Annotated in this window: 17 protein-coding genes and 1 tRNA gene; 12 read left to right on the top strand and 6 right to left on the bottom strand. The window is 62.1% G+C overall.

What is annotated here, in order from left to right; all coding sequences use genetic code 11:
- Positions 1–22 precede the first annotated feature (22 nt).
- The gene (locus ACP15R_RS01365; protein WP_424984570.1) at positions 23–397 is read right to left on the bottom strand and encodes a cupin domain-containing protein; all 375 of its coding nucleotides are present in this window, start codon (positions 395–397) and stop codon (positions 23–25) included.
- A 142-nt stretch (positions 398–539) separates the two neighbouring features.
- Here ACP15R_RS01365 and ACP15R_RS01360 point away from each other — a divergent pair, with 142 nt between their 5' ends.
- Positions 540–1,472 (top strand): LysR family transcriptional regulator, encoded by a 933-nt coding sequence (locus ACP15R_RS01360; RefSeq protein ID WP_424984569.1) that lies wholly within the window; start codon positions 540–542, stop codon positions 1,470–1,472.
- Here the strand turns inward: ACP15R_RS01360 and ACP15R_RS01355 are convergent.
- Entirely contained in the window at positions 1,445–2,842 is a 1,398-nt protein-coding gene (locus ACP15R_RS01355) for an NAD(P)/FAD-dependent oxidoreductase (RefSeq protein WP_424984568.1), read from the bottom strand. The genes ACP15R_RS01360 and ACP15R_RS01355 overlap by 28 nt on opposite strands.
- 228 nt (positions 2,843–3,070) lie before the next feature.
- Here ACP15R_RS01355 and ACP15R_RS01350 point away from each other — a divergent pair, with 228 nt between their 5' ends.
- Positions 3,071–4,522, top strand: a complete 1,452-nt coding sequence (locus ACP15R_RS01350; protein WP_424984567.1) for an aldehyde dehydrogenase family protein — start codon at positions 3,071–3,073, stop codon at positions 4,520–4,522.
- A gap of 239 nt (positions 4,523–4,761) precedes the next feature.
- A complete protein-coding gene (locus ACP15R_RS01345; RefSeq protein ID WP_424984566.1) occupies positions 4,762–6,396 on the top strand; it encodes a sodium:solute symporter family protein in 1,635 nt (544 codons plus the stop codon).
- A 46-nt stretch (positions 6,397–6,442) separates the two neighbouring features.
- On the opposite strand, the gene ACP15R_RS01340 is transcribed toward ACP15R_RS01345, so the two are convergent.
- Positions 6,443–7,219 (bottom strand): GntR family transcriptional regulator, encoded by a 777-nt coding sequence (locus tag ACP15R_RS01340; protein WP_424984565.1) that lies wholly within the window; start codon positions 7,217–7,219, stop codon positions 6,443–6,445.
- Positions 7,220–7,588: 369 nt separating this feature from the next.
- On the opposite strand from ACP15R_RS01340, the gene ACP15R_RS01335 reads away from it, so the two are divergent.
- The 4 genes from ACP15R_RS01335 (at position 7,589) to ACP15R_RS01320 (ending at position 12,615) form a co-directional block, all read left to right on the top strand.
- Positions 7,589–9,901, top strand: coding sequence for a DUF3604 domain-containing protein (locus ACP15R_RS01335; RefSeq protein ID WP_424984564.1), 2,313 nt, complete (start codon positions 7,589–7,591; stop codon positions 9,899–9,901).
- Between the two features lie 104 nt (positions 9,902–10,005).
- Complete coding sequence (locus tag ACP15R_RS01330; protein WP_424984563.1) at positions 10,006–10,575, top strand: TetR/AcrR family transcriptional regulator; 570 nt, start codon at positions 10,006–10,008, stop codon at positions 10,573–10,575.
- Positions 10,576–10,601: 26 nt separating this feature from the next.
- Positions 10,602–11,462, top strand: coding sequence for an SDR family oxidoreductase (locus ACP15R_RS01325; protein WP_424984562.1), 861 nt, complete (start codon positions 10,602–10,604; stop codon positions 11,460–11,462).
- A 190-nt stretch (positions 11,463–11,652) separates the two neighbouring features.
- Positions 11,653–12,615, top strand: a complete 963-nt coding sequence (locus ACP15R_RS01320) for an IS5 family transposase (RefSeq protein WP_424984561.1) — start codon at positions 11,653–11,655, stop codon at positions 12,613–12,615.
- Between the two features lie 320 nt (positions 12,616–12,935).
- Here ACP15R_RS01320 and ACP15R_RS01315 read toward each other — a convergent pair.
- Positions 12,936–13,025, bottom strand: a tRNA-Ser gene (locus ACP15R_RS01315).
- A 123-nt stretch (positions 13,026–13,148) separates the two neighbouring features.
- Between ACP15R_RS01315 and ACP15R_RS01310 the strand changes: the two genes are divergently transcribed.
- From ACP15R_RS01310 to ACP15R_RS01290, 5 genes are all read left to right on the top strand, one after another.
- The gene (locus ACP15R_RS01310; RefSeq protein ID WP_424984560.1) at positions 13,149–14,009 is read left to right on the top strand and encodes a DUF2059 domain-containing protein; all 861 of its coding nucleotides are present in this window, start codon (positions 13,149–13,151) and stop codon (positions 14,007–14,009) included.
- Between the two features lies 1 nt (position 14,010).
- Positions 14,011–14,829 carry a DUF2059 domain-containing protein gene (locus ACP15R_RS01305; protein ID WP_424984559.1) on the top strand — a complete coding sequence of 273 codons (819 nt, stop codon included), beginning with the start codon at positions 14,011–14,013 and terminating at the stop codon, positions 14,827–14,829.
- Between the two features lie 187 nt (positions 14,830–15,016).
- Positions 15,017–15,643 carry a 50S ribosomal protein L21 gene (locus ACP15R_RS01300; RefSeq protein WP_424984558.1) on the top strand — a complete coding sequence of 209 codons (627 nt, stop codon included), beginning with the start codon at positions 15,017–15,019 and terminating at the stop codon, positions 15,641–15,643.
- Between the two features lie 11 nt (positions 15,644–15,654).
- Positions 15,655–15,924 carry a 50S ribosomal protein L27 gene (gene rpmA, locus ACP15R_RS01295; protein WP_424984557.1) on the top strand — a complete coding sequence of 90 codons (270 nt, stop codon included), beginning with the start codon at positions 15,655–15,657 and terminating at the stop codon, positions 15,922–15,924.
- 264 nt (positions 15,925–16,188) lie between these two features.
- The gene (locus ACP15R_RS01290; RefSeq protein WP_424984556.1) at positions 16,189–16,725 is read left to right on the top strand and encodes a GNAT family N-acetyltransferase; all 537 of its coding nucleotides are present in this window, start codon (positions 16,189–16,191) and stop codon (positions 16,723–16,725) included.
- A 39-nt stretch (positions 16,726–16,764) separates the two neighbouring features.
- Here ACP15R_RS01290 and ACP15R_RS01285 read toward each other — a convergent pair whose 3' ends face one another.
- A complete protein-coding gene (locus tag ACP15R_RS01285) occupies positions 16,765–18,432 on the bottom strand; it encodes a tetratricopeptide repeat protein (RefSeq protein WP_424984555.1) in 1,668 nt (555 codons plus the stop codon).
- A 56-nt stretch (positions 18,433–18,488) separates the two neighbouring features.
- Positions 18,489–19,697: a multidrug effflux MFS transporter gene (locus ACP15R_RS01280; protein ID WP_424984554.1), complete on the bottom strand. Its 1,209-nt coding sequence runs from the start codon at positions 19,695–19,697 to the stop codon at positions 18,489–18,491.
- Positions 19,698–19,801 lie beyond the last annotated feature (104 nt).

Below are 19,801 nucleotides of genomic sequence, written 5' to 3'. Positions count from 1 at the left end.
CCCGTAATGCTCTGGCGAGGCGTCAGCCCATGTAAAGAGCGTAGTATTTGCGCATGGTTTCGACGACCCGGAAGGTGCCCTTGAACCCCTTTGGCACAAAATAGCTCTCGCCCGCGGAAAAGCTGGCTTCGTTGCCGTTCTCGTCGGTCAGCGTCACCTTGCCGGACAGAACCTGGCAGAATTCGTCGCCGGGATAGGCATCAAAGGTTTCCGCGTAGGGTGTGCTTTCCCAGATGCCGACGACAAAATTGCCATCCGCGGATTCCGAGATCACGGCGCCTTGCTCTTGGGGCTTGCCGTCGATCACCGCCTCTGGCGGCACTACCGAACAGGGTTCCAGTTTCAGGTCGCCGGCGCCATCCGGGGTCATCTTGAGAATTGCGGTCATCGGTTTCATGCTCCATTTCAGCTCGTCGCGCCGGTAAATGGCCACGGGCCCCCGGCGCTCTGGTTTCATGAGAACCGGGTTAAAGACCTTGCCAGTCTGCTCAAATCATGAATGCAATGGGGCATTGGCGCGATAAAAATAGCGGTGAACCATGCTGAACCAGGTCAGGGACGCGGATATCCACCTTCTGAGGGTCTTTGTGGCGGTTGCGGAATGTGGCGGGTTCGCGGCGGCGCAGGATCGGCTGAACGTCGCCGCTTCGACCATCAGCACCCAGATCTCCAATCTTGAAACGCGGCTGGGGTTCCGGTTGTGCGAGCGTGGCCGGGCCGGGTTTTCCCTGACCAACCAGGGTGAAATCGTTCTGACCTCGACCTACAAGCTGCTGCGGGACCTCGGCGAATTCGTCAACACGATCGAGGCGACACAGGATGATCTGATCGGATCGGTACGGATTTTCCTGATCGACAACATTCTGTCCCATCCGGGTTGCCATTTCCCCACCGCGATGGCGCGCCTGCGGCGGGAAAACCCCTATCTGCAACTGGAGGTGCGACAGATGGCACCGGGCCGGATCGAGACCGCGTTGCTCAAGCGCGAGACCGACCTTGCGCTTGGGTGGTTCAATTCACTGACTCCCAGCCTGCGCTATGAATTGCTGTTTCACGAGCGCCACCAGGTCTATTGCGGGGCCGACAATCCGCTGTTTGAGCGCGCCCCCCATGACATCGCGCCGCAAGAGCTGGAACAGGCCGATTGGGTCGCCCGCGCCTATGAGTTGCCCCAGACCATCCATTTCGCCCACCCGCCGGTAGCCTCGGCGGTGTCGCATTACATGGAGGGGGTGGCGCATTTCGTGCTGGCAGGAACCCATATCGGGTATCTGCCAGAGCATCTCGCGGCCCCGTGGGTTGCGCGTGGCATGATGCGTGCAATCGACCCGGAGACCTATTTCTATGAATTGCCGATGAGCCTGGCCGCCCGCGAAGACACCGCCAGCGAGCGGCGCGTGCAGGCGGTGCGCGACGCGATATGTGCCGCGCATCCGGGGCCGGGTCAGGACAGCGGGAACCCCATCGCCTGAACCAGTTTCAGCCAGCCATGCCGCCAGCCGCCCTTTTCGTCGGCGGTATCAAGCGCATAGAGCGTGACCTTGGACCCGATCCAGCGGAACGGTTCCGGCAGGATCGTGTTGGGCATCGAGGTGGCGAAATCCATCTTCAGTTCGGGCAGGTCCACGCCGTCGAGCTTGGCCAGCGCCACCCGCGCGCCAAAGCGGCTGGTCGAGATGCCAAATCCGGAATAGCCGCCGACCCAGACCATGTCGCCATCCATGTAATCCTGGAAATGCACCGCCATCCGCGTGGTCAGGGCAATGGGTCCCGACCAGGCATGGGTGAATTTCACGTCGTCCAACTGTGGAAAGGTCCGGTTGAACGCCTCCGCCAGCCGCAGATACGGATCGACCACCCGCTCCCCCGCCGGATCGGTATTGTTGGTCCCATCATAATAATAGGTCAGCCGCCCGCCAAAGGTAATCCGGTTGTCCCTGGTCATCCGCATATAGTTCAGCTGTGTGCGGGTGTCATAAATGCCTTGCCGGTTGGTCCAGCCGATCCGCTCAAGCTGTTCATCGCTCAGGGGTTCGGTGGCGATGATACGGTCGCGGATGCCCGCCACGCGTTTCTTGATGCGCTTGTCCCCGGCGGCAAAGGCATTGGTGCCCAGCATGATCTTGCGCGCCTTGATGGTGCCGTCATGGGTCGTCACCCTGAGTACGCCATTGTCGCGGTCGATCTGTTCCATCGGGGTCAGTTCGTGCAGCCGCACGCCAAGGCTCAGCGCTGCTCGTTTCAACCCCCAGGCCAACAGTGCCGGATGCACCGTGCCGCTCAGGTCCTTGCTCCAGCAGCCGCCGGAGAAGATCGGTGAATTGACCTGTGCCTGCACCGCCGCCTTGTCGAGCAGTTCGACGGTGTGCCCGTACTTGCGGTGCAGGTCATGTTCGGCCTGAACGTCGGGCAGGGCACCATCCCCGATGGCCACGGTCAATTCGCCGCCCCATGTGTTGTGGGCGTCGATCTGATGCCGGTCCAGCGTATCGAGAAAGCCGCGCATGTTCTCCTGGCCCAGCCGTTCAAGCTCGGCGATGTCCTTGGGAAACAGCCGCTCGGCATTGTGCAGCCCGTGCATGATCGACGTCGACACCACGCCGCCGGGGCGGCCCGACGCACCATAGGCGACCTTGCCCGCCTCGATCAGCATCACGTCGCGGTCCGGGTCGGCCTCCTTGGCCTGAATCGCCGCCCAGAGCCCGGTAAACCCGCCGCCGACAATCAGGAGATCCGCCGATGTGTGGCCGATATGCTGGGGCGTCACGTCGGGCGCGGCGTCATTGTCCAGCCAGAACGGGAAGAATGTCACATCTTTCAGGGCGGCGGTCGCAAAGCTCATCGTTTCTCTCACATCTGATCTCGTTTTCCGCACCCTGCCGGTTTGCCCGCCATGCTAAAATAACAACTCGCCTATGCGTTACCGCGAGGATTGTCGGGGTTATCGCGCACCCGGGCCTTGCATCGTTCATTTGCGCGAGATTCATCGTAGCAACACGACGAAGTTTCGTCATTCTTCCCGCCCGGCGCGCCGCGCATGTTGCCCGCAAACGCAATCGGAGAACGGGACATGGCCGAGGCACTTCTGGAACGAGAGAATACCGTATTCACAGGCGGTCAGTGGAAAACCGGGCGCGGGCCCGAGCGGCTTGAGGTGATCGACCCCAGCACCGGCAATGTCCTGTCGCGGGTCCAGGCCGGCGGGGCGGAGGATGTGGAAAAGGCCGCAAAGGCCGCGATGCGCGCCTTTGATGGCTGGAAGCGCACATCCGGTGCAAGGCGCGCCGAATACCTGCGCGGGTTCGCGCGTGGGCTGCAATCGCGCAAGACCATCCTGGTGCGGGTGCAGATGCATAATAACGGCAAGCCCCGCATCGAGGCCGAGATCGACGTGGACGATGCCATTGCCACTTTTGACTACTACGCAACCCTCGCAGAGGGGCTTGATGCAAATCAGGACGCCCGTGTCGATCACGCGGGCGGCGCGCATGTCGGGCTGGTGCGGCAGGAACCGGTTGGTCCGGTCGGCATGATCGTGCCCTGGAACTTTCCGCTTGTCACAAGCGCCTGGAAAATCGCGCCCGCCCTTGCCGCCGGCTGTACCGCCGTGATGAAAACAAGCGAGATGACCCCGCTCAACGAGTTGGTATATGGCGACATCGCCATCGAAATCGGCCTACCCGCCGGGGTGCTGAACATCGTGACGGGCGGGGCCGAGGTGGGCATCGCACTGAGCCGCGCGCCACAATTCCGCAAGATCAGCTTTACCGGTTCCAACATGATCGGGGCCAAGGTGATGGAGGCGGTGTCGCCGCGATGCCTGCCCGTGTCGCTGGAGCTTGGTGGCAAATCGCCGATCGTGGTCACGGCGGATGCCGATATCGACACCGCGGTCGATTGCATCATGGGGGGGGTCTTTTTTAACGCGGGGCAGATGTGTTCTGCCACTTCGCGGTTGATCGTCGACAAATCGATCGAGCCGGAGCTGATCGAGGCGCTGACAGAGCGGACCCGTGCGTTGGCGGTCGGCTCTCCCTTTGAGGATGGCACCGAGATGGGGCCGCTGACCACCAGCGCGCAATGCCACAAGGTGTTGTGGATGATCGAAGAAGCCAAGTCCGACGGGCTGGATTGCATCACCGGCGGCGGGGCGTTTGACCGCGACGGGCATTTCGTCAAGCCGACGATCTTTCGCGATGTTCCCCATGATCACACGATCTGGCGTGACGAGATCTTTGGCCCGGTGCTGGCAACCACCACCGTGTCGTCGGACGAAGAAGCCATCGCCGTGGCCAATGACACGAATTACGGTCTTGTCGGCTCGGTGGTCAGCGGCGACTGGTCACGCGCCAAGGCCGTCGCCGACCGGATCGAGGCCGGGCAAATCTGGATCAACACGCCACAGATCGTCTATCCCGACAGCGCCTGGGGCGGGTTCAAACAAAGCGGCATCGGCCGCGAACTGGGGCCGTGGGGGCTCTCGGGTTACCTGGGGGTCAAACATATCCTGTCCCGGGCCTGACCACCCTCGGGCGTGACTTGTCGTTGTATCCATCAGCCGCCCCGCCCGGGCGGCTGATTGCATTTTGGGGAGTTTCCGTTTGCAAGCATCTGAAAGTGATGCATTTTTTCGATAACCTCTAGAAACGTCGGTGTAACAATCGCTGACTTCGTAATTCGTTGCCGCGATGCCTCGGTGCAAACCCGCAGTATGGATGGGCGGGCCGAGGGCGATGCCTGAATGCGCGAGGGAGAGTACGCATGGAACAGAGTTACGAATACGGAAGTTGGGTGATCGCCGGGTTGGGCCTGTATATGGTGATCCTTCTCGCCGTTGGTTGGTGGGCGTCCCGACGGGTGACGGACGAGGCCGATTTCCTTGTCGCCGGTCGCCGTCTTGGCCTGCCGCTGATGGTGGGGGCGCTGGTCGCCACGTGGTTCGGGGCGGGAACCACGATGGGGGCCTCGGGCGCCACCTATCTGTTCGGGGTTCAGGGGGTGGTGTTCGACCCATTCGGCGCGGCGCTGTGTCTGGTGCTGCTGGGGGTGTTTTTCGCCCGCGTGGTCCGGCGTTCGAAATTCATGACCCTGGTCGATTTTTTCGAGAGCCGCTATGACAGCAAGGTCGCCGGTCTGTCGGCCTTTGTCATGCTGGTCGCCGAGATGGGCTGGATCGGCGCGCTGCTGGTCGGGTTCGGGTCGATCATCACCTTTTTCACCGGCATTCCGCTGGCCTGGGGCATCGGCATTTCGACGCTGGTCCTGATCGTCTATACCTTTATGGGCGGCATGTATGCGGTCACCATGACCGACAGCGTGCAGATTGCGGTGGTCACGGTGTCGATGGTCGCGATCTTTGTCATCGTGATGGGCCTGCCCGAAGTTGGCGGCTGGGACTACATCTTTGCCAACGACCCGTCGCATAACTGGATGGGTATCAATCAGTGGGATTTCTTCCCGACACCAGAAGCCCGTGCCGATGCGGATCTGGGCAATGCGGGGTTCAATTACTACACCGGCCACATGGGGTGGTTCTATTGGCTGGCCGCGATCATGGCGGTGGGTGTCGGCTCGATCGCCGCGCAGGACGTGAACCAGCGCCTGATGTCGGCGAAATCGGAAAATGTCGGCGTGGCCTCGGCCATCGTGTCGGGCGTGGTCTATATCATCCTTGGCATGATCCCGGTGATCCTTGGCATCGCGGCGTTCAAGCTCTATCCCGACATGGAATTCGACGTGGTACAGAACCAGATGCTGCTGGTCATGGCCGCCGATTACCTGCCCGCGGGCCTGGTCATCATCTTTGTCTGCGGCCTTGTCGCGGCGCTGATGTCGTCGGCTGCGGCGGCAACGCTCGCCGGGGCTTCGATCGTGGGCTATAATGGCGGCAAGATGCTGAACCCGGAAATTTCCGACGCGGCCTCGCTGCGCTGGACCCGCATCTTCGTGCCGGTAGTGGCCTGTGCCTCGCTGGTGATCGCGCTCAAGTTCGAGGTGATCTACAACCTCATGGTCGCCGCGTGGACCTTGTTGCTGGTATCCAATTTCGTGCCCTATGCCTGTGGCTTCTTCTGGAAAAAGGCCAATTCCGCCGGGGCCCTCGCCGCGATGATCGGTGGGTTTCTCGGTTGGGTCGCAGGGTTCTATTACTATCTCCCGATCACGTCCGAGGCCAATACCGGGGTCGTTCCCGGTGTCGATGGGGTCTATCAGGACTGGGCCAACTGGGACGCGATCTATATCGGTTCGATCTGGGGCGTCATCGCCTCGGTGGGCCTGATGGTGGTGGTTTCGCTGGCCACGCAACGTGCGGTGCCGCCCAGGCCGGTGGTGGATGCCGACGGAAACCCGCTGGACATGAAGGGCTGGAGCGGGTTGGTCCCCTCGCGCCACTGAACCGGCTCTGCCTGAACGCGCTGGCCTCGCTCCTGATGGGGCGGGGTCAGAATTCGAGCTCGATCAGGTCGGCGGGCACGTAAAGCGTCTGGAAATAGAATGGCCGCCCATCGGTCAGGACCGTGCGTGCCTCGACCCGCAGAGTGCGCTGTTCGAGGTCAAGGCCGAACCCGGCGAGCACGCGTGGATCGACATCCTCGTATCTGACATTATGCGTGGCGCTGGCCGCCCTGATCTTGAGCTTCTGCTCGATTACCGTCCGCAGGTTGGTCAGGCGCAGCTCGCTGGCCGAAATCAACTGTGGCGGTACCAGCGCCGGATCGAACCGCATCTCGGCACCGATGCGGATACCGGCAGTGCCCTCGATCCGGCGGCGAATGACCAGATAGCCGGGCAGGGTGCCCAGGTGATCGCACCACCGCCCCTGTTCGGCGCTTTGCTGAATGTCGATTTGTTGCTGCATGATCCGGAACTGTTCGCCTGTCTTGGCCAGGTGCATGCGAAAATGCCAGATCGCCGGGGAAAATGCCGTGCCTTCGGCGACACGGGTGCCATCGCGGCGGCGGCGTTCGATCAGGCCCAGGTCCTGCACCTGGCGCAGCGCCGCCTGCACCGTGCCAAGGCTGACGCCAAGGTCACGGGCCAGTACGGTTTCCGGGGGCAGGCGCGCGCCGGGTTCGAGCAAATCCGAGTTGATTGCCCAGACCAGGGCAATGCGAAGCGCGTTACGCTTGTTCGATCCTTGCCGGATCTCGCGTTCCAGAATGTCGCGCAGCAGCCGCGTCAGCTTGTTTTCACCTTCGGCAATATCGTTCTTCTGCATCTGGCCTTCCGGGCTGGCGTGACTTGGCGAACCATAACGGCCCGTGTCGGCAGAAGGAACCGCAGAGCCGCCGGGGACGGATCCTATTGGCGCGTTTGCCGCTTCGGGGTCACGCCTCTGCCCGGTCCCAGCCAGCGCACGGGGGGTGAACCTGCGCAACGGGACGCCCCTGAGCACTGAGAGAAACGTAATAAACTATAGTGTAATTGAGAGCGTCAACGTCTTGATGTTGCAGTGAGCAATGTAGAGGTAACTGCAATACGTAAAATGGCGTGGAAAATTGGCGTGCCAGGCCGCCGGATTGGCAGGTGACAAGCAATCCAAGGCGCTATAATACTATATAGTATATTTTACCACGGAGATTCATCCATGACCCTTCCCCATCGCCCCGTCGACCCCGCGCTTGTTGGCGAAGCCGGTTTCGTGACGCGACCCGGTGACGACGATGCGCTGTATGGTACGGCGACCATGGAGGGGCCGCGCACCGCCGAAGTGCGCACCTATCAGACCTTTCGCATCCGCTATCGGACTGGCAAGCTGGGGCTTGATGATACCGGCAGCGTGCGGATTGCCTTTCGCCTGATTTCGGACGCCGGGGTGTTGCAGACCACCGACCCCACGGCGCCCAATTATGTCACGGCACACAGCCGGGGCGAGGGGCGGCTCAACCTGAAATACGATCGCAATGGCGGCCAGCGCCCGTGGAACGAAACCCTGACCGTATATCAGAGCGGCGGTTATCTGCGGCCGGGTGAAACCATCGAGATCGTCATCGGCGACACGACCGGGGGCAGCCCGGGCCTCTTGATGCCGACGTTTCTGGATTCCGGGCGGGTGTTCCGGGTGATGGCGGATGTACAGGCGACCGGCGTGCATGTGCCGGTGCCCGGTGATCCGCTCTTTGTTACCGTTGTGCCGGGTCCGGCAACGCGTCATCTCGCGGTTCTTCCGACGCTGCGGCGGCCTGGGCAGGCGTTTCATCTTGGCATCAAGGCCGAAGACCGCTGGGGCAACCCAACCGTGCAGGGACCGCGACGCTTTGCTCTGAGCGCCTCGCAGCCGGTCGATGGTCTGCCCGAAATGATCGATTTTGCCCCCGAGAGCGGTGCAATGACGCTGGAAGGGCTTAGCTGCGAGAGCGAGGGCGATCTAGTGATCACGCTGACCGATGAGGCGGGGCAGGTGGTCCGGACCGGGCCGCTGGTCATTGCCGAACGCGACGCGGTGCATTTCTGGGGCGACCTGCATGGACAGACCGGCGAGACCGTGGGCACCAATATCGCCGAATATTACTTCGACTTTGCGCGCAACAAGTCATTCCTTGACGTGACCAGCCACCAGGGCAACGACTTCCAGATCACCGACCGGTTCTGGAAACGCCTGAACGAGATCACCGCCGAGGTCAACGATCCCGGCCGGTTCACGGTGCTGCCGGGATATGAATGGTCGGGCAACACGGCGGTGGGCGGCGATCACAACGTGTTCTACATGGACGAGGGCGCGCCGATCTATCGCTGTTCTCATGCGCTTGTTGCCGACCGCGCGGACGTGGCGAACGATGCGCATACCCTGACCGAACTCTATGCCAGGCTGGATCAGGAGCCGACCGAAACCATCATGTACGCCCATGTCGGCGGGCGCTATGCCAATATCTTTTTCGACCATGATCCGCGCTTTGAAGCTGCGGTCGAAATGCATTCCGCATGGGGCAGTTTCGAATGGATCCTGACCGACGGCTTTCCCCTGCGCCGGCGGGTTGGCGTGGTCTGCAACAGCGACGGGCACAAGGGACGTCCAGGGGCCAGCTATCCCGGTGCCTCGGTGTTTGGGGCCTATGGCGGCCTGACCTGTTTCGTGACGCCAGAGAATACCCGCGCCGGCATTTTCGAGGCGATCCGGCGGCGGCATACCTATGGCACCACCGGCCCGCGGGTCTTTGTCGATCTTTCGGCAAGGTTGCCGCAGGGCGGCACCCTGTACCTGCGCAATCCCGAGGCGTTTCCGGATACGCAAACCAGGGCGGTCGATGAATGTACCCTTGGCGATATCGTTCGCATCCATGGTGACAGCGCCGAAATCGATGTGTCGGTCAAGGCACCTTGCGGGATCGTCAGCCTTGAACTGCGCGATGCGACCACCGTTCTGAAGCGCATTCGGCCCTATGGCGACTCCGATCTTGGCAACCGGGTTCGGGTCATGTGGTCGGGTGCCGAATACCGTGGCCGGGGGCGCAATACCACCTGGCGCGGGCGGGCCGATTTCGGCGGAGCCCGCATCGAGCGGTTCGAGCGTATCAACCGGCTGAATCATGAGCAGCGAATGGACCAGACCGGCTCTGGCGCGGTGGTCTGGAACGCGGTGACCACCGGCAACATGATGGGATTTGACACCTGGCTGAGCAGCGAGGAAGGCGCGACGCTGGATATCATGACCAATCTTGGCAACCTGTCTGTGCCGCTGGCGCAGGTCGGGGCCGATCCGGTGGTCATGGAGGCGGGCGGGCTTGCCCGTGAATTGCGGGTCCAGCGGCTGCCCGATGCGCCGCTCGCGCGCGACATCAACCTGCGCGAAACGGTTGCGATCCACGAAACCGGTGACACACCGATCTGGATCTGCGCGACATTGGAAGACGGCAACCAGGTCTGGACCAGCCCGATCTACCTGTTCCGCGACGGGACTTGACGGGGCCTGACTTGGCTGGCGGCCGGTAAAAAAATCTGTGCCCCGTATTGATAATGAATATTCATTATCATAAATCCCCCCTCAAGAAACGGGGGAAGTGGACCATGCCCAGAACCACAAAGGACGCGACCCGCCAAAGATTGCGCGATGCGGTGGTGGCCGAAACGGTCGAAAAGGGAATTGGTGCGGTGTCCGTCGCCGGGGTGGTCAAGCGCGCGCAGGTCTCGGCAGGCACCGTCTATGTGCATTACGCAAACAAGGACGAGATGCTGCGGCAGGTCTATATGGAAATCAAGACCGCATTTCACGACCGCCTGATGGCGCAGGATGAGGGGGATACCGCCCACGTGATCCGCGCCATGTGGTTCCGTATGTTCGATTTCGTGGAGCGGAGCCCGCGCGAACTCCTGTTCCTCGAATATGCCGGTGCCGCCAAGATCCTGACAGCAGACCAGCAAGCCATCGTTGACGGGTATGCTCGGGACATCGCCGCCATCCTGCGCCGGGGCGTGGATGATGGCACGCTGGTGGCGCTCGACCCCGGCGTGTTGTCGTTATTGCTGATCGCCCCTGCCATGCAGCTCGCGCGTGGGTCCGCCCTTAGCGGAGCGGCGCTTGATCCTTTACTCATCGAGCAGACCTTTGACCGGGTCTGGCTCTCGATCGCAGCCTGACCTCCATCCGAAAAGGGATACACCACATGAGCAAGATCATACTCGTCACAGGCACTTCCACGGGACTCGGGATTGCAATCTCGGTTCAGGCCGCCAGGGCCGGTCACACGGTCTATGCCACGATGCGAAACCTGGATCGGCGCGGCGCGCTGGATTCCGCCGCACGGGATGCAGGCGTGTCTTTGCATGTCTTGCAGCTGGATGTGCAGGACATGGCGTCGGTAGATGCCGCCGTCGATCGCGTGATCGCCGAACAGGGGCGCATCGACACGCTGGTGAACAATGCGGGCCTCGGCTTTGTGCGCAGCACCGAACAGGCCAGCGAAGCGGACATACAGAAAATCCTGGACATCAACTTTACCGGTGTCGTGCGCTGTACCAAGGCCGTGTTGCCGCATATGCGCAAGGCGCGCACCGGGCATGTGATCAATATCTCTTCGGTTGGCGGGCTTGTCGGGCAGCCGTTCAACGAGATCTATTGTGCCGCGAAGTTCGCCGTCGAAGGATACACCGAGTCGATGGCCAGCTATATCACCCCGAGTTTCGGGGTCCATTTCACCTCGGTCGAACCCGGCGGGATCGAATCGGAATTCGTCAGCAACGTGTTGAAACAGGTCGAGGAAACCGGCGGGATGCTGGATGACGAATACCTGCCCATCCTGCAAAGATACATCGGCGGCTCGCAGAACCGGCAGGGCGGAGATATCTACCAAACCGCCGACGAGGTCGCCGCCGTGGTGATGGATGTCATCGCCTCCGACCAGCCCCCGATCCGCACACGCACCTCGCGCTGGTCCGAGGCCTTCACCGACCTCAAGACCGGCCCCGATCCCGACGGTCGCCTGCAACAGGCCCGCGTAATCGAACAGATCCTGGGCCAGGGATAGCCGCGCCAAGGCGGAACTGCTTAACTCTGCCTTCTTGGCGATCTTCAAGGGCGAAATGACAGCCGTCATGGAAACCCTCTGACCCCGGTTGCCGCGACGTGCCGGGGTCGTTTTATTCGGTCGCCGTGGCCTTGTTGCACAAATCGGGTGAGGGATTCACTGCGTGAATCCAGCATGATGGCTGGATGGCATGAGCAGTTGGGCCCCTACGAAGTACAAGACCACGAACTGGTCGGCTTACAATGAAAGCTTGAAGCGGCGCGGATCGCTGGCGATCTGGTTTGATCCAGAAATGACATGGCGAGCGCCACCGACCGGCAAACGCGGCCGAAAGCCGAGCTTCAGCGACGCGGCGATCCAGGCGTGTCTGACGATGAAGGTGCTGTTCAGCATGCCCCTTCGGCAGACGACAGGGTTCGTCGAAAGCCTGTTGCGTCTGGCAGGGCTTGACTGGAAAGTCCCGGACTTCAGCACCCTGTGTCGCCGTCAACGAACGCTGAATGTGGCGATCCCGTACCGTGGCGGTGCGGGTCCGCTGAACCTGCTGATCGACAGCACAGGTATCAAGGCCGAGGGCGAAGGAGAGTGGAACGCGCGCAAGCACGGTGGCCCCAAACGGCGTATCTGGCGCAAGGTACACATCGGTATTGATGAGGAAACACTGGAGGTCCGGGCCGTCGAAGTCACGGGCAGCAACATTGGCGATGCGCCCATCTTGCCCGAGCTTTTGGACCAGATTGCGGCTGATGAGCAGATCGGTTCCGTGACCGCCGATGGCGCCTATGACACGCGCAAATGTCATGAAGCGATTGCCGCCCGCGGTCATCCCGCCACGCCAGAACGCCAAGCCATGGAAGCCGACGAGCCCAGGTGCCGTCGCACGCAACGAAGCTCTGCGCGCTTCGAAGTACCTGGGCCGAGCCATCTGGCGACCCCTCTCGGCAGCATCCTGCGGATGCGCCTGCCGGGCAGTGGATGGAGCGGGTGTCACCGTCGGAGCCGGGTTGAGGCCAAAATGAACTGCATCAAGCTGCTTGGTCAGTCACTGATGGCTCGAGATTTCGACCGCCAGGTCGCGGAGCTGCAGGTCCGCATGGACGTGCCGAATGGCTACACCGCGCTTGGCATACCCGTCACAGTGGCCGTAGGATAAGTCCGTCCGGGGAAAGGGGAACTCCGCTCAGAACCTGATTTAGGCAACAAGGCCGCGGATGATGACAACGGATTTCGATAAGAAACGTCAAGAAAAATGACGAAGGGATCCCGTGATTGCGGGGTCCCTTTTTTCATGGTTGGAGAGTGCTGTCAGCGGTGGGAAGGGGCATAGAAACCGGCCCAAGGGGGCATATTCGGCATAGCCGGAAGGCCCAAAAGGGGTCATAGTATGACACCTTTGCTTGAGAATATCTCCAATGGCAGAAAGCACACTACGCCCAGAAATGCGTGAATTATCTTCGAATTTCAGGGGGATAGTGGCGGAGAGACAGGGATTCGAACCCTGGGAACCCGTGAAGGCTCAACGGTTTTCGAGACCGCCCCGTTCGACCACTCCGGCACCTCTCCGCGGGGGTCTGGTGGCTGCGTTTAATCGGGATCGGCGGGGGTGGCAAGGGCCGTTTTTGCGATGGTGGCCTGTTCTCGTGAATTTCATTTGTAGTCGCGCGGAAATTGCTTACGCTTTTGGGCATGTCACATCATCTTGCCCGGCTCCCGGTTCGCCCGTTCTTCATGCGTGTTCTTGCGCTTTGCTGCTGTGTCGTGCTGTTGCTGTATTCCGGCGTCGTGCGGGCCGCCGAGCGGGACCGGATCGAGGCCTTTTTGCAGGTAACGGGTTTTGACGTGGCGCTGGACAGTATCGCGCTCTCGGCCGGGTCGGCGCCGGATATGCTGGGCGTGGACGAGAACGCCTTCGGGGCGGATTGGGAACGGCTGGCGGCAGAGGTATTCGACACCGGTGTGATGCATGACATGGCGTTGCAGATTCTCGAACAGACCCTGAGCGACGCGGCACTGGCCCATGCGGTTGAGTTCTATGCGGGCGACCTGGGGCAGCGGCTGGTGGTGGTCGAGAACCAGACCCATATGAACGAAGACGAAGATTCCGCGCGCGCGGGGGAAATGCTGGTGGCGGATATGGTTGCATCCGGCAGCCCGCGACTGGAACTGTTCAAACGCATGAACGCGGCCATCGATGCCTCGGGCGGCAGCCTGCGCGCGATGCAGGAAATCCAGTTTCGTTTTCTCATGGCGGCGGCGGCGGCGGGCGTTGTCGAACTGCGCATGGACCCGGAGGATCTGCGGTTGATGTTCAAGGCTCAGGAACCGGAATTGCTGCCCGTACTGCGCCAATCGGCGCTTGCGGGGGCGGCCTATACCTATCGCTCGTTTTCGGATTCTGACATTGCCGCCTATGTCGAGGCGCTGGAAGAGCCGGAAATGGTGCTGGTTTATGAACTGCTCAACGCGGTGCAATACGAGATCATGGCCAATCGCTTCGAGGTGCTGGCCGGGCGCATGAGCGAATTGCATCCGGGGCAGGACATCTGAGATGATCTGGCCAAGGGGCGTGGCGGCGGTTGCGGCATTGTGGCTGCTGGTCACGGTTGCCTGGGCCGATGTGCCGGGGGGCGAGGTCGCGCGGGTGCTGCGGCTGGACGAGGTGACGGCGATCCTGCGCGACGAGGGGCTGCGCCATGGGGAGGCGCTCGAGGCAGACATGCTCGGTGGGCGGGCCGGACGCTTTTTCCACGAGCAGGTCGCCGCGCTGTATGATGCGGACAGCATGGGTGCGGTGTTGGTCGCCGCCCTGGTGGAAACACTGGATGAGGCTGACATGCGCGCGGTGGTGGCATTTTTCGACACCGAACAGGGGCAGCGTATCCTGACGCTCGAGAACGCGGGCCGGGTGGCCATGGCGGACCCGGCGGTGGAAGATCTGGCGCGGGCGCGGTATCGCGAGTTGGCGGGCAGGGAGGATGCCCACCTGGCCGAGGTGACGCGCTTTGTCGAGATCAACGACCTGATCGAGCGCAACGTGACCTCGGCGCTGGAGTCCAACTATCAGTTTCTGCGCGGCCTGGCGGATGGCGGCGGGGCAGGCATGGCGGATGGCGACATCCTGACCGAGGTCTGGTCGCGGGAAGCGGAGCTACGCGCCGACACGACAAGCTGGATCTACGGCTTCCTGCTGATGGCGTATCAGCCGCTCGAACGTGGCACCGTGCGCGCCTATTCCGATTTTTCGCAGTCCGCCGCAGGCAAGGCATTGAATGCGGCACTGTTCATCGGGTTCGACCGGGTTTACAACGATATCTCCTACAGGCTGGGCCTGGCCGTGGCGCAGGCGATGAATGGCAGCGACATCTGACCCGGAATCCGGTTGACAGCCTGCTCTGATCTGGCCATAAGCGCGCATCCCGGCGCGAGTCATCGCGCCGGGTTTATGTATCATATCGCCCAGGGATGGGCGCGCTGTCTGCGGTGGCACCGGGCATACCGGGCCATGAACACCGGAAACGGGGACCACAGGACGCGGTAGACAAAGGAACAGGCGCATGTTTGCGGTCATGAAGACCGGCGGCAAGCAGTACAAGGTTCAGGCGGGCGATGTGCTCCGCGTTGAAAAACTGGCTGCTGACGCTGGCGAAACAATTCAGTTCAACGAGATCCTGATGCTGGGCGGTGATGAAACCGTCGTTGGCGCGCCCCTGATCGAGGGTGCCGGCGTTCAGGCCGAGGTCGTTGACCAGGTCAAGGGCGAAAAGGTCATCCACTTTGTCAAGCGCCGCCGGAAGCATTCCAGCAAGCGCACCAAGGGGCACCGCCAGAAGCTGACCCTGGTCCGGGTGACCGACATCCTGTCCTCGGGTGCCGACAAGACCGGTGTCAAGGCTGCTGTTGGTGCGGGTTCGGTTGCGGCGGTTGCCGTTGCGGCCACCGAAGCCAAGCAGGCCCCCGCCGCCGAAGCGGCAGCGGTTGAGGGCGCGGACGATCTGAAAAAGCTGTCCGGCGTTGGCCCCGCCCTTGAGAAAAAGCTGCACGCCGCTGGCGTGACGACCTTTGCTCAGGTTGCGGCATGGACCGACGAGGACGTTGCTGCTATGGATGAGCAACTGTCGTTCAAGGGCCGGATCGAGCGTGAAGGCTGGATCGAACAGGCCAAAGAACTGGCCAAAGGTTAAGGAGAGAGAATATGGCACATAAGAAAGCTGGCGGTTCCTCCCGTAACGGTCGCGATTCCGCGGGGCGCCGTCTTGGCGTCAAACTCTATGGTGGCCAGTCCGCCATTTCCGGCAACATCATCGTGCGTCAGCGCGGGACCAAGTTCTGGCCGGGCGAAGGTGTTGGCATGGGCAAGGATCACACGATCTTTGCGACCGCCAATGGTGCCGTGACCTTTCACAAGGGTCTGAAGGGGCGCACTTTTGTATCGGTCATGCCCGTCGCCGAGGCTGCCGAGTAGAACCAGGCCAGAGCGCTCAGGTTTACAAGGGATCGGCGGTCAGCGCCGGTCCCTTTTTCGTGTTCAGGACGGGCTGGCATGTGGCGTCGGCAATATCGCCTCAATTCTGCTCAGATGTTCGGCGATACTGTTCTTGTTCACGATTTTTCGGGCAACTTGCGGTGCCCGGTGTTGAAACGGCCATCGGGAACGCCCAATTGGTAGGATGATGGCTGCCGCCACGTTGTCCGTGTAGTTTGTGTTGTTCGGAGGAGGGACAGGCGCATGAAATTGGATCAGATCATCAATCAACCGGCCATTGAGACGGAGCGGTTCGATTTGCGCCCGCTGCGCCGTTCGGACAAGGGATTGATCGAACTCTATGGCAGCGATGAACGCGTCGCGCGTATGACCACCTCGATTCCGCATCCGCTGCCGCCCGGTCTGGTCGAAGGGTTCATTTCCCGTGCCATGTCCGAGGACCGCACAGAAGATGTCTGGGCGATGGATGGCACGAAATCCGGCGGGGCCGAGCTCAAGGGCGTGATTTCCCTTAACCGGCTTGATCGCAACCAGTCGGAAGTCGGATACTGGGTCGCGCCGATCTATTGGAATACCGGGCTGGCCTCCGAGGCGGTCGAGGCGCTGGTGCGGGCCAATCCGCTGGGCAGCAGCACGATGTTTGCCAGTGTGTTTCAGGATAACCCGGCCTCGGCGCGGGTGCTGATCCATTGCGGTTTCGAATATCTCGGGGATGCCGAAAGCTATTCCGTGGCGCGCGATACGGCGGTGCCGACCTGGACCTATAGCCGCAAGCTCTGACCGGGCGGTATTGTCGCTCCGGTCAATCGGCGGCCCGGGTCACGGGGCCGCCCGCATCGCCTTTTGGGCGCAGAAACAGGATGCGGCCACCGTCCGATCCGCCCGCGCGAGGGCCATGTCGAGCCGCTGCCTGACCTGGGCGCGTTCGTGCATTTCCCCTCGCGCCAGCAGGCAATCATACAACCCCTTGAGGCTCCAGACATTGTCCGGGTGTACGGTGGCGCGGCTGCGTTGCCCGCCCAGACCCAGGTCTTCGCGATAGACGGCCTCGGCCTCGTCAACATGCCCTTGCTCAAAGAGCAGCGCCCCAAGCGCGTGGCGCGCCGGCTGCATCCAGCCCCAGGGCTCGTCATAGGGCAACGCGTCGTCGCGATCGACCGAGCGGCGCAGATGGGCAAACGCCGCGGCAAAATCCCCCTTGCGATACGCGATTTCACCGCGCAGCATTTCCGCGGCAATGGCCAGCAGGTCGGTGACGGTGTTGTTGTGCATCAGCCGGGTTGCCGGAACCCGTGCCCGGGCAGTCAGGAATCGCTGTTCTTCGGCTTCGGCTTCGGCCACGCGCCCCAGAGCGGCAAAGGCCACGGCACGGGCATAATGGGTGGTAGCGGTCAGGGTGCAGTAAAGCTCGGGGTCTTCGGGCAGGTCGAGGGCGATGGCATCGTGCCAGCGGCCAAACCGGATCAGGATATGGGGCTCCATCGCCATGTAGCTTTCGAAGTAGTCCGCCATGGGCGGGCTCTGGATGCGCAGCATGTCTTCGGGCACGGTTTCGGCCATGCCCCGCACCGCGTCGAGGGCGGGCTGCATCTGGCCAAGGAACAGCGCGCCATAGACAACGAAATGGTAATTGTGCTGCCGATAGCCGGTGTAGATGTTGAACGCCCCCTGGCGCGCGTAATATTTCAGGTCGGCCTCGATGGCGCGCTGGTTCCAGTGGACGACATCGTGATATTGCCCGCACAGCACATCGATATGGGTCGGCATGTGGATCAGGTGCCCCGCATCCGGCACCAGCCTGCGCAGGACATCCCCAGCCCTGAGTGCCTTTTCAGGAAAGGGCGACATTTCCATCAGATGCACGTATAGATGCAGCAAGCCCGGATGCCGCATCGCACCGGGCACATGCTCCATCGCGTCCTCCAGGGTGCGTTGCGCTTCCAGGGTTGCGGCACCTTCCGCCGGCTGTGCCCGGACGAGATCCCACATCTGCCAGGGCGTCAGGTTCAACAGCGACTCGACATAGATGCTGCGCAGGTCCAGTTGATCGGGCACCGCGGCAAACGCGGCGCGCATGGCATCGGCGAAATCGTGATTCCACGCCTGCATGTTCTCGGCCGGATCGCGTTGCGGATAGCGGGCGGGCAGGGCGCGGATCAGGGCCTGTTCGGCGGGCGTGGCGCGGTCGGCCAGGGCCAGGGCGGCCTGCGTGGCGTCATAGGCAAGCGCCAGCGCCCTGACGCGCCCGGCCTCGTCAAAAAGCTCCCACGGCATGTTGTAATTCGGCCCGCCCGCATAGGCGACGCCCCAATGTGCCATGGCGCAGTCAGGGTCATGGGCCAGCGCCCGCTGGAAACAGGCGACGGCCTCTTCGTGATTGAACCCGTAGGTCCAGACCAGCCCCCGGTCGAACCACAATTGCGCCTCGGGCGATGCGGTTGTCACCGGGCAGCTATGGGTGCCCAGGTCGTAATACTCATCCGGCATCCGCGTTCCCTCGCTGTGCGTCTCAGGCAGAGCATAGCGCAATCGGGCAGAGCGACCTAGGCGAGGCTGCGCTTTTCGATCCGTCCCATATGCAGCATCAGGGCAAAGCCGATCACGGCGCAGGTAAAGATGCCGGTTGCCAGCGGAATCAGCGTACCGTCAAAGAGCAGGCCAATCGGCGCGGCAATGAGCACCGCGCATACGGTGGCAATGGCCCCTGTGACCGAGGCAGCCATGCCCGCGATATGCCCCATCGGTTCCATCGCGATGGCATTGAGATTGCCCAGCGTGGTGCCCGCGATGAAAAAGACCGAGGTTTGCCAGATCACGAACAGGATGAACATCACGTCGCGGCCCGGCCCGATTTCCGCCAGCACCAGCACGGTGCCCGAAGCAACCAGCTGCGCCGCAAGCGACCAGGTCACCATGCGCCGCATCCCGACGCGCCCGACCACGGCGGCATTCAGGATGCTTGCGCCGCCAGAGATCAGGGCGATGGCCCCGAACCAGAAAGGGAAGCTGTCGGCCTCGTCAAAGATGATGTCATAGACCGGCTGTACCTGGCTCAGCAGGGTAAAGAGCATCCCGAGGCACAGGCATTGTACCAGGATCGACAGGCGCACGGTCGGATGGGCAAACATCTCGCGCACCGCATCCAGCAGCAATGGCGCGCGGAACCGGCGGCGGTTTTCGGGGGGCAGCGGCTCGGGCAGGCGAAGGGACATCCACAAGGCGGTGATGCTCGCGAACAGGATGAAGGCGAGAAAGATGCTGCGCCATCCGGCAAAGGCGATGATCAGCGCCCCGATCATCGGGGCAAAGGCGGGGAAAATGGTAAAGATCATCATCGCGATCGACATCATCTTGGCCATTTCGCGGCCCGCAAACAGATCGCGCATGATGGCGATACCGACGATGCGCGGGGCCGCGGCACCGATGCCCTGGATCACCCGTGCCACAAGCAGCCACTCAAGCGCGCTGCTGTACCAGGCCACGGCCGCCGCCACCATGTAGAGCCCGAGGCCGGCAAAGATCACCGGCTTGCGTCCGAAACTGTCCGAAAGCGGACCGGTGACAAAGGTGCCGATGCCAAGGCCGAGCACAAAAGAGGTCAGGATCAGCTGCGCGCGGTTGACATCTTCGGGGCTGAGCTCGGCCCCGATATCGGGCATGGCGGGCAACATCGCATCGATGGAAAACGCAATGGTTGCAAACATCATCGCAATAAGCGCGATGAACTCACCGCGTGACATGGGATTTTTCATGATCTGGACTCCGCGCTACCGGATGGCGCTAACACAGGGACCGGTATCGTGCCATATCGATTGATGCACAGGTGACCCTGCAAATTTGTGGTGTTGCGGGTGTC

The organism is Microbulbifer sp. S227A, from assembly GCF_049800935.1.
The sequence above is the reverse complement of the archived record's forward strand: the minus strand, read 5'-3'. Positions and strand labels throughout refer to the sequence as shown.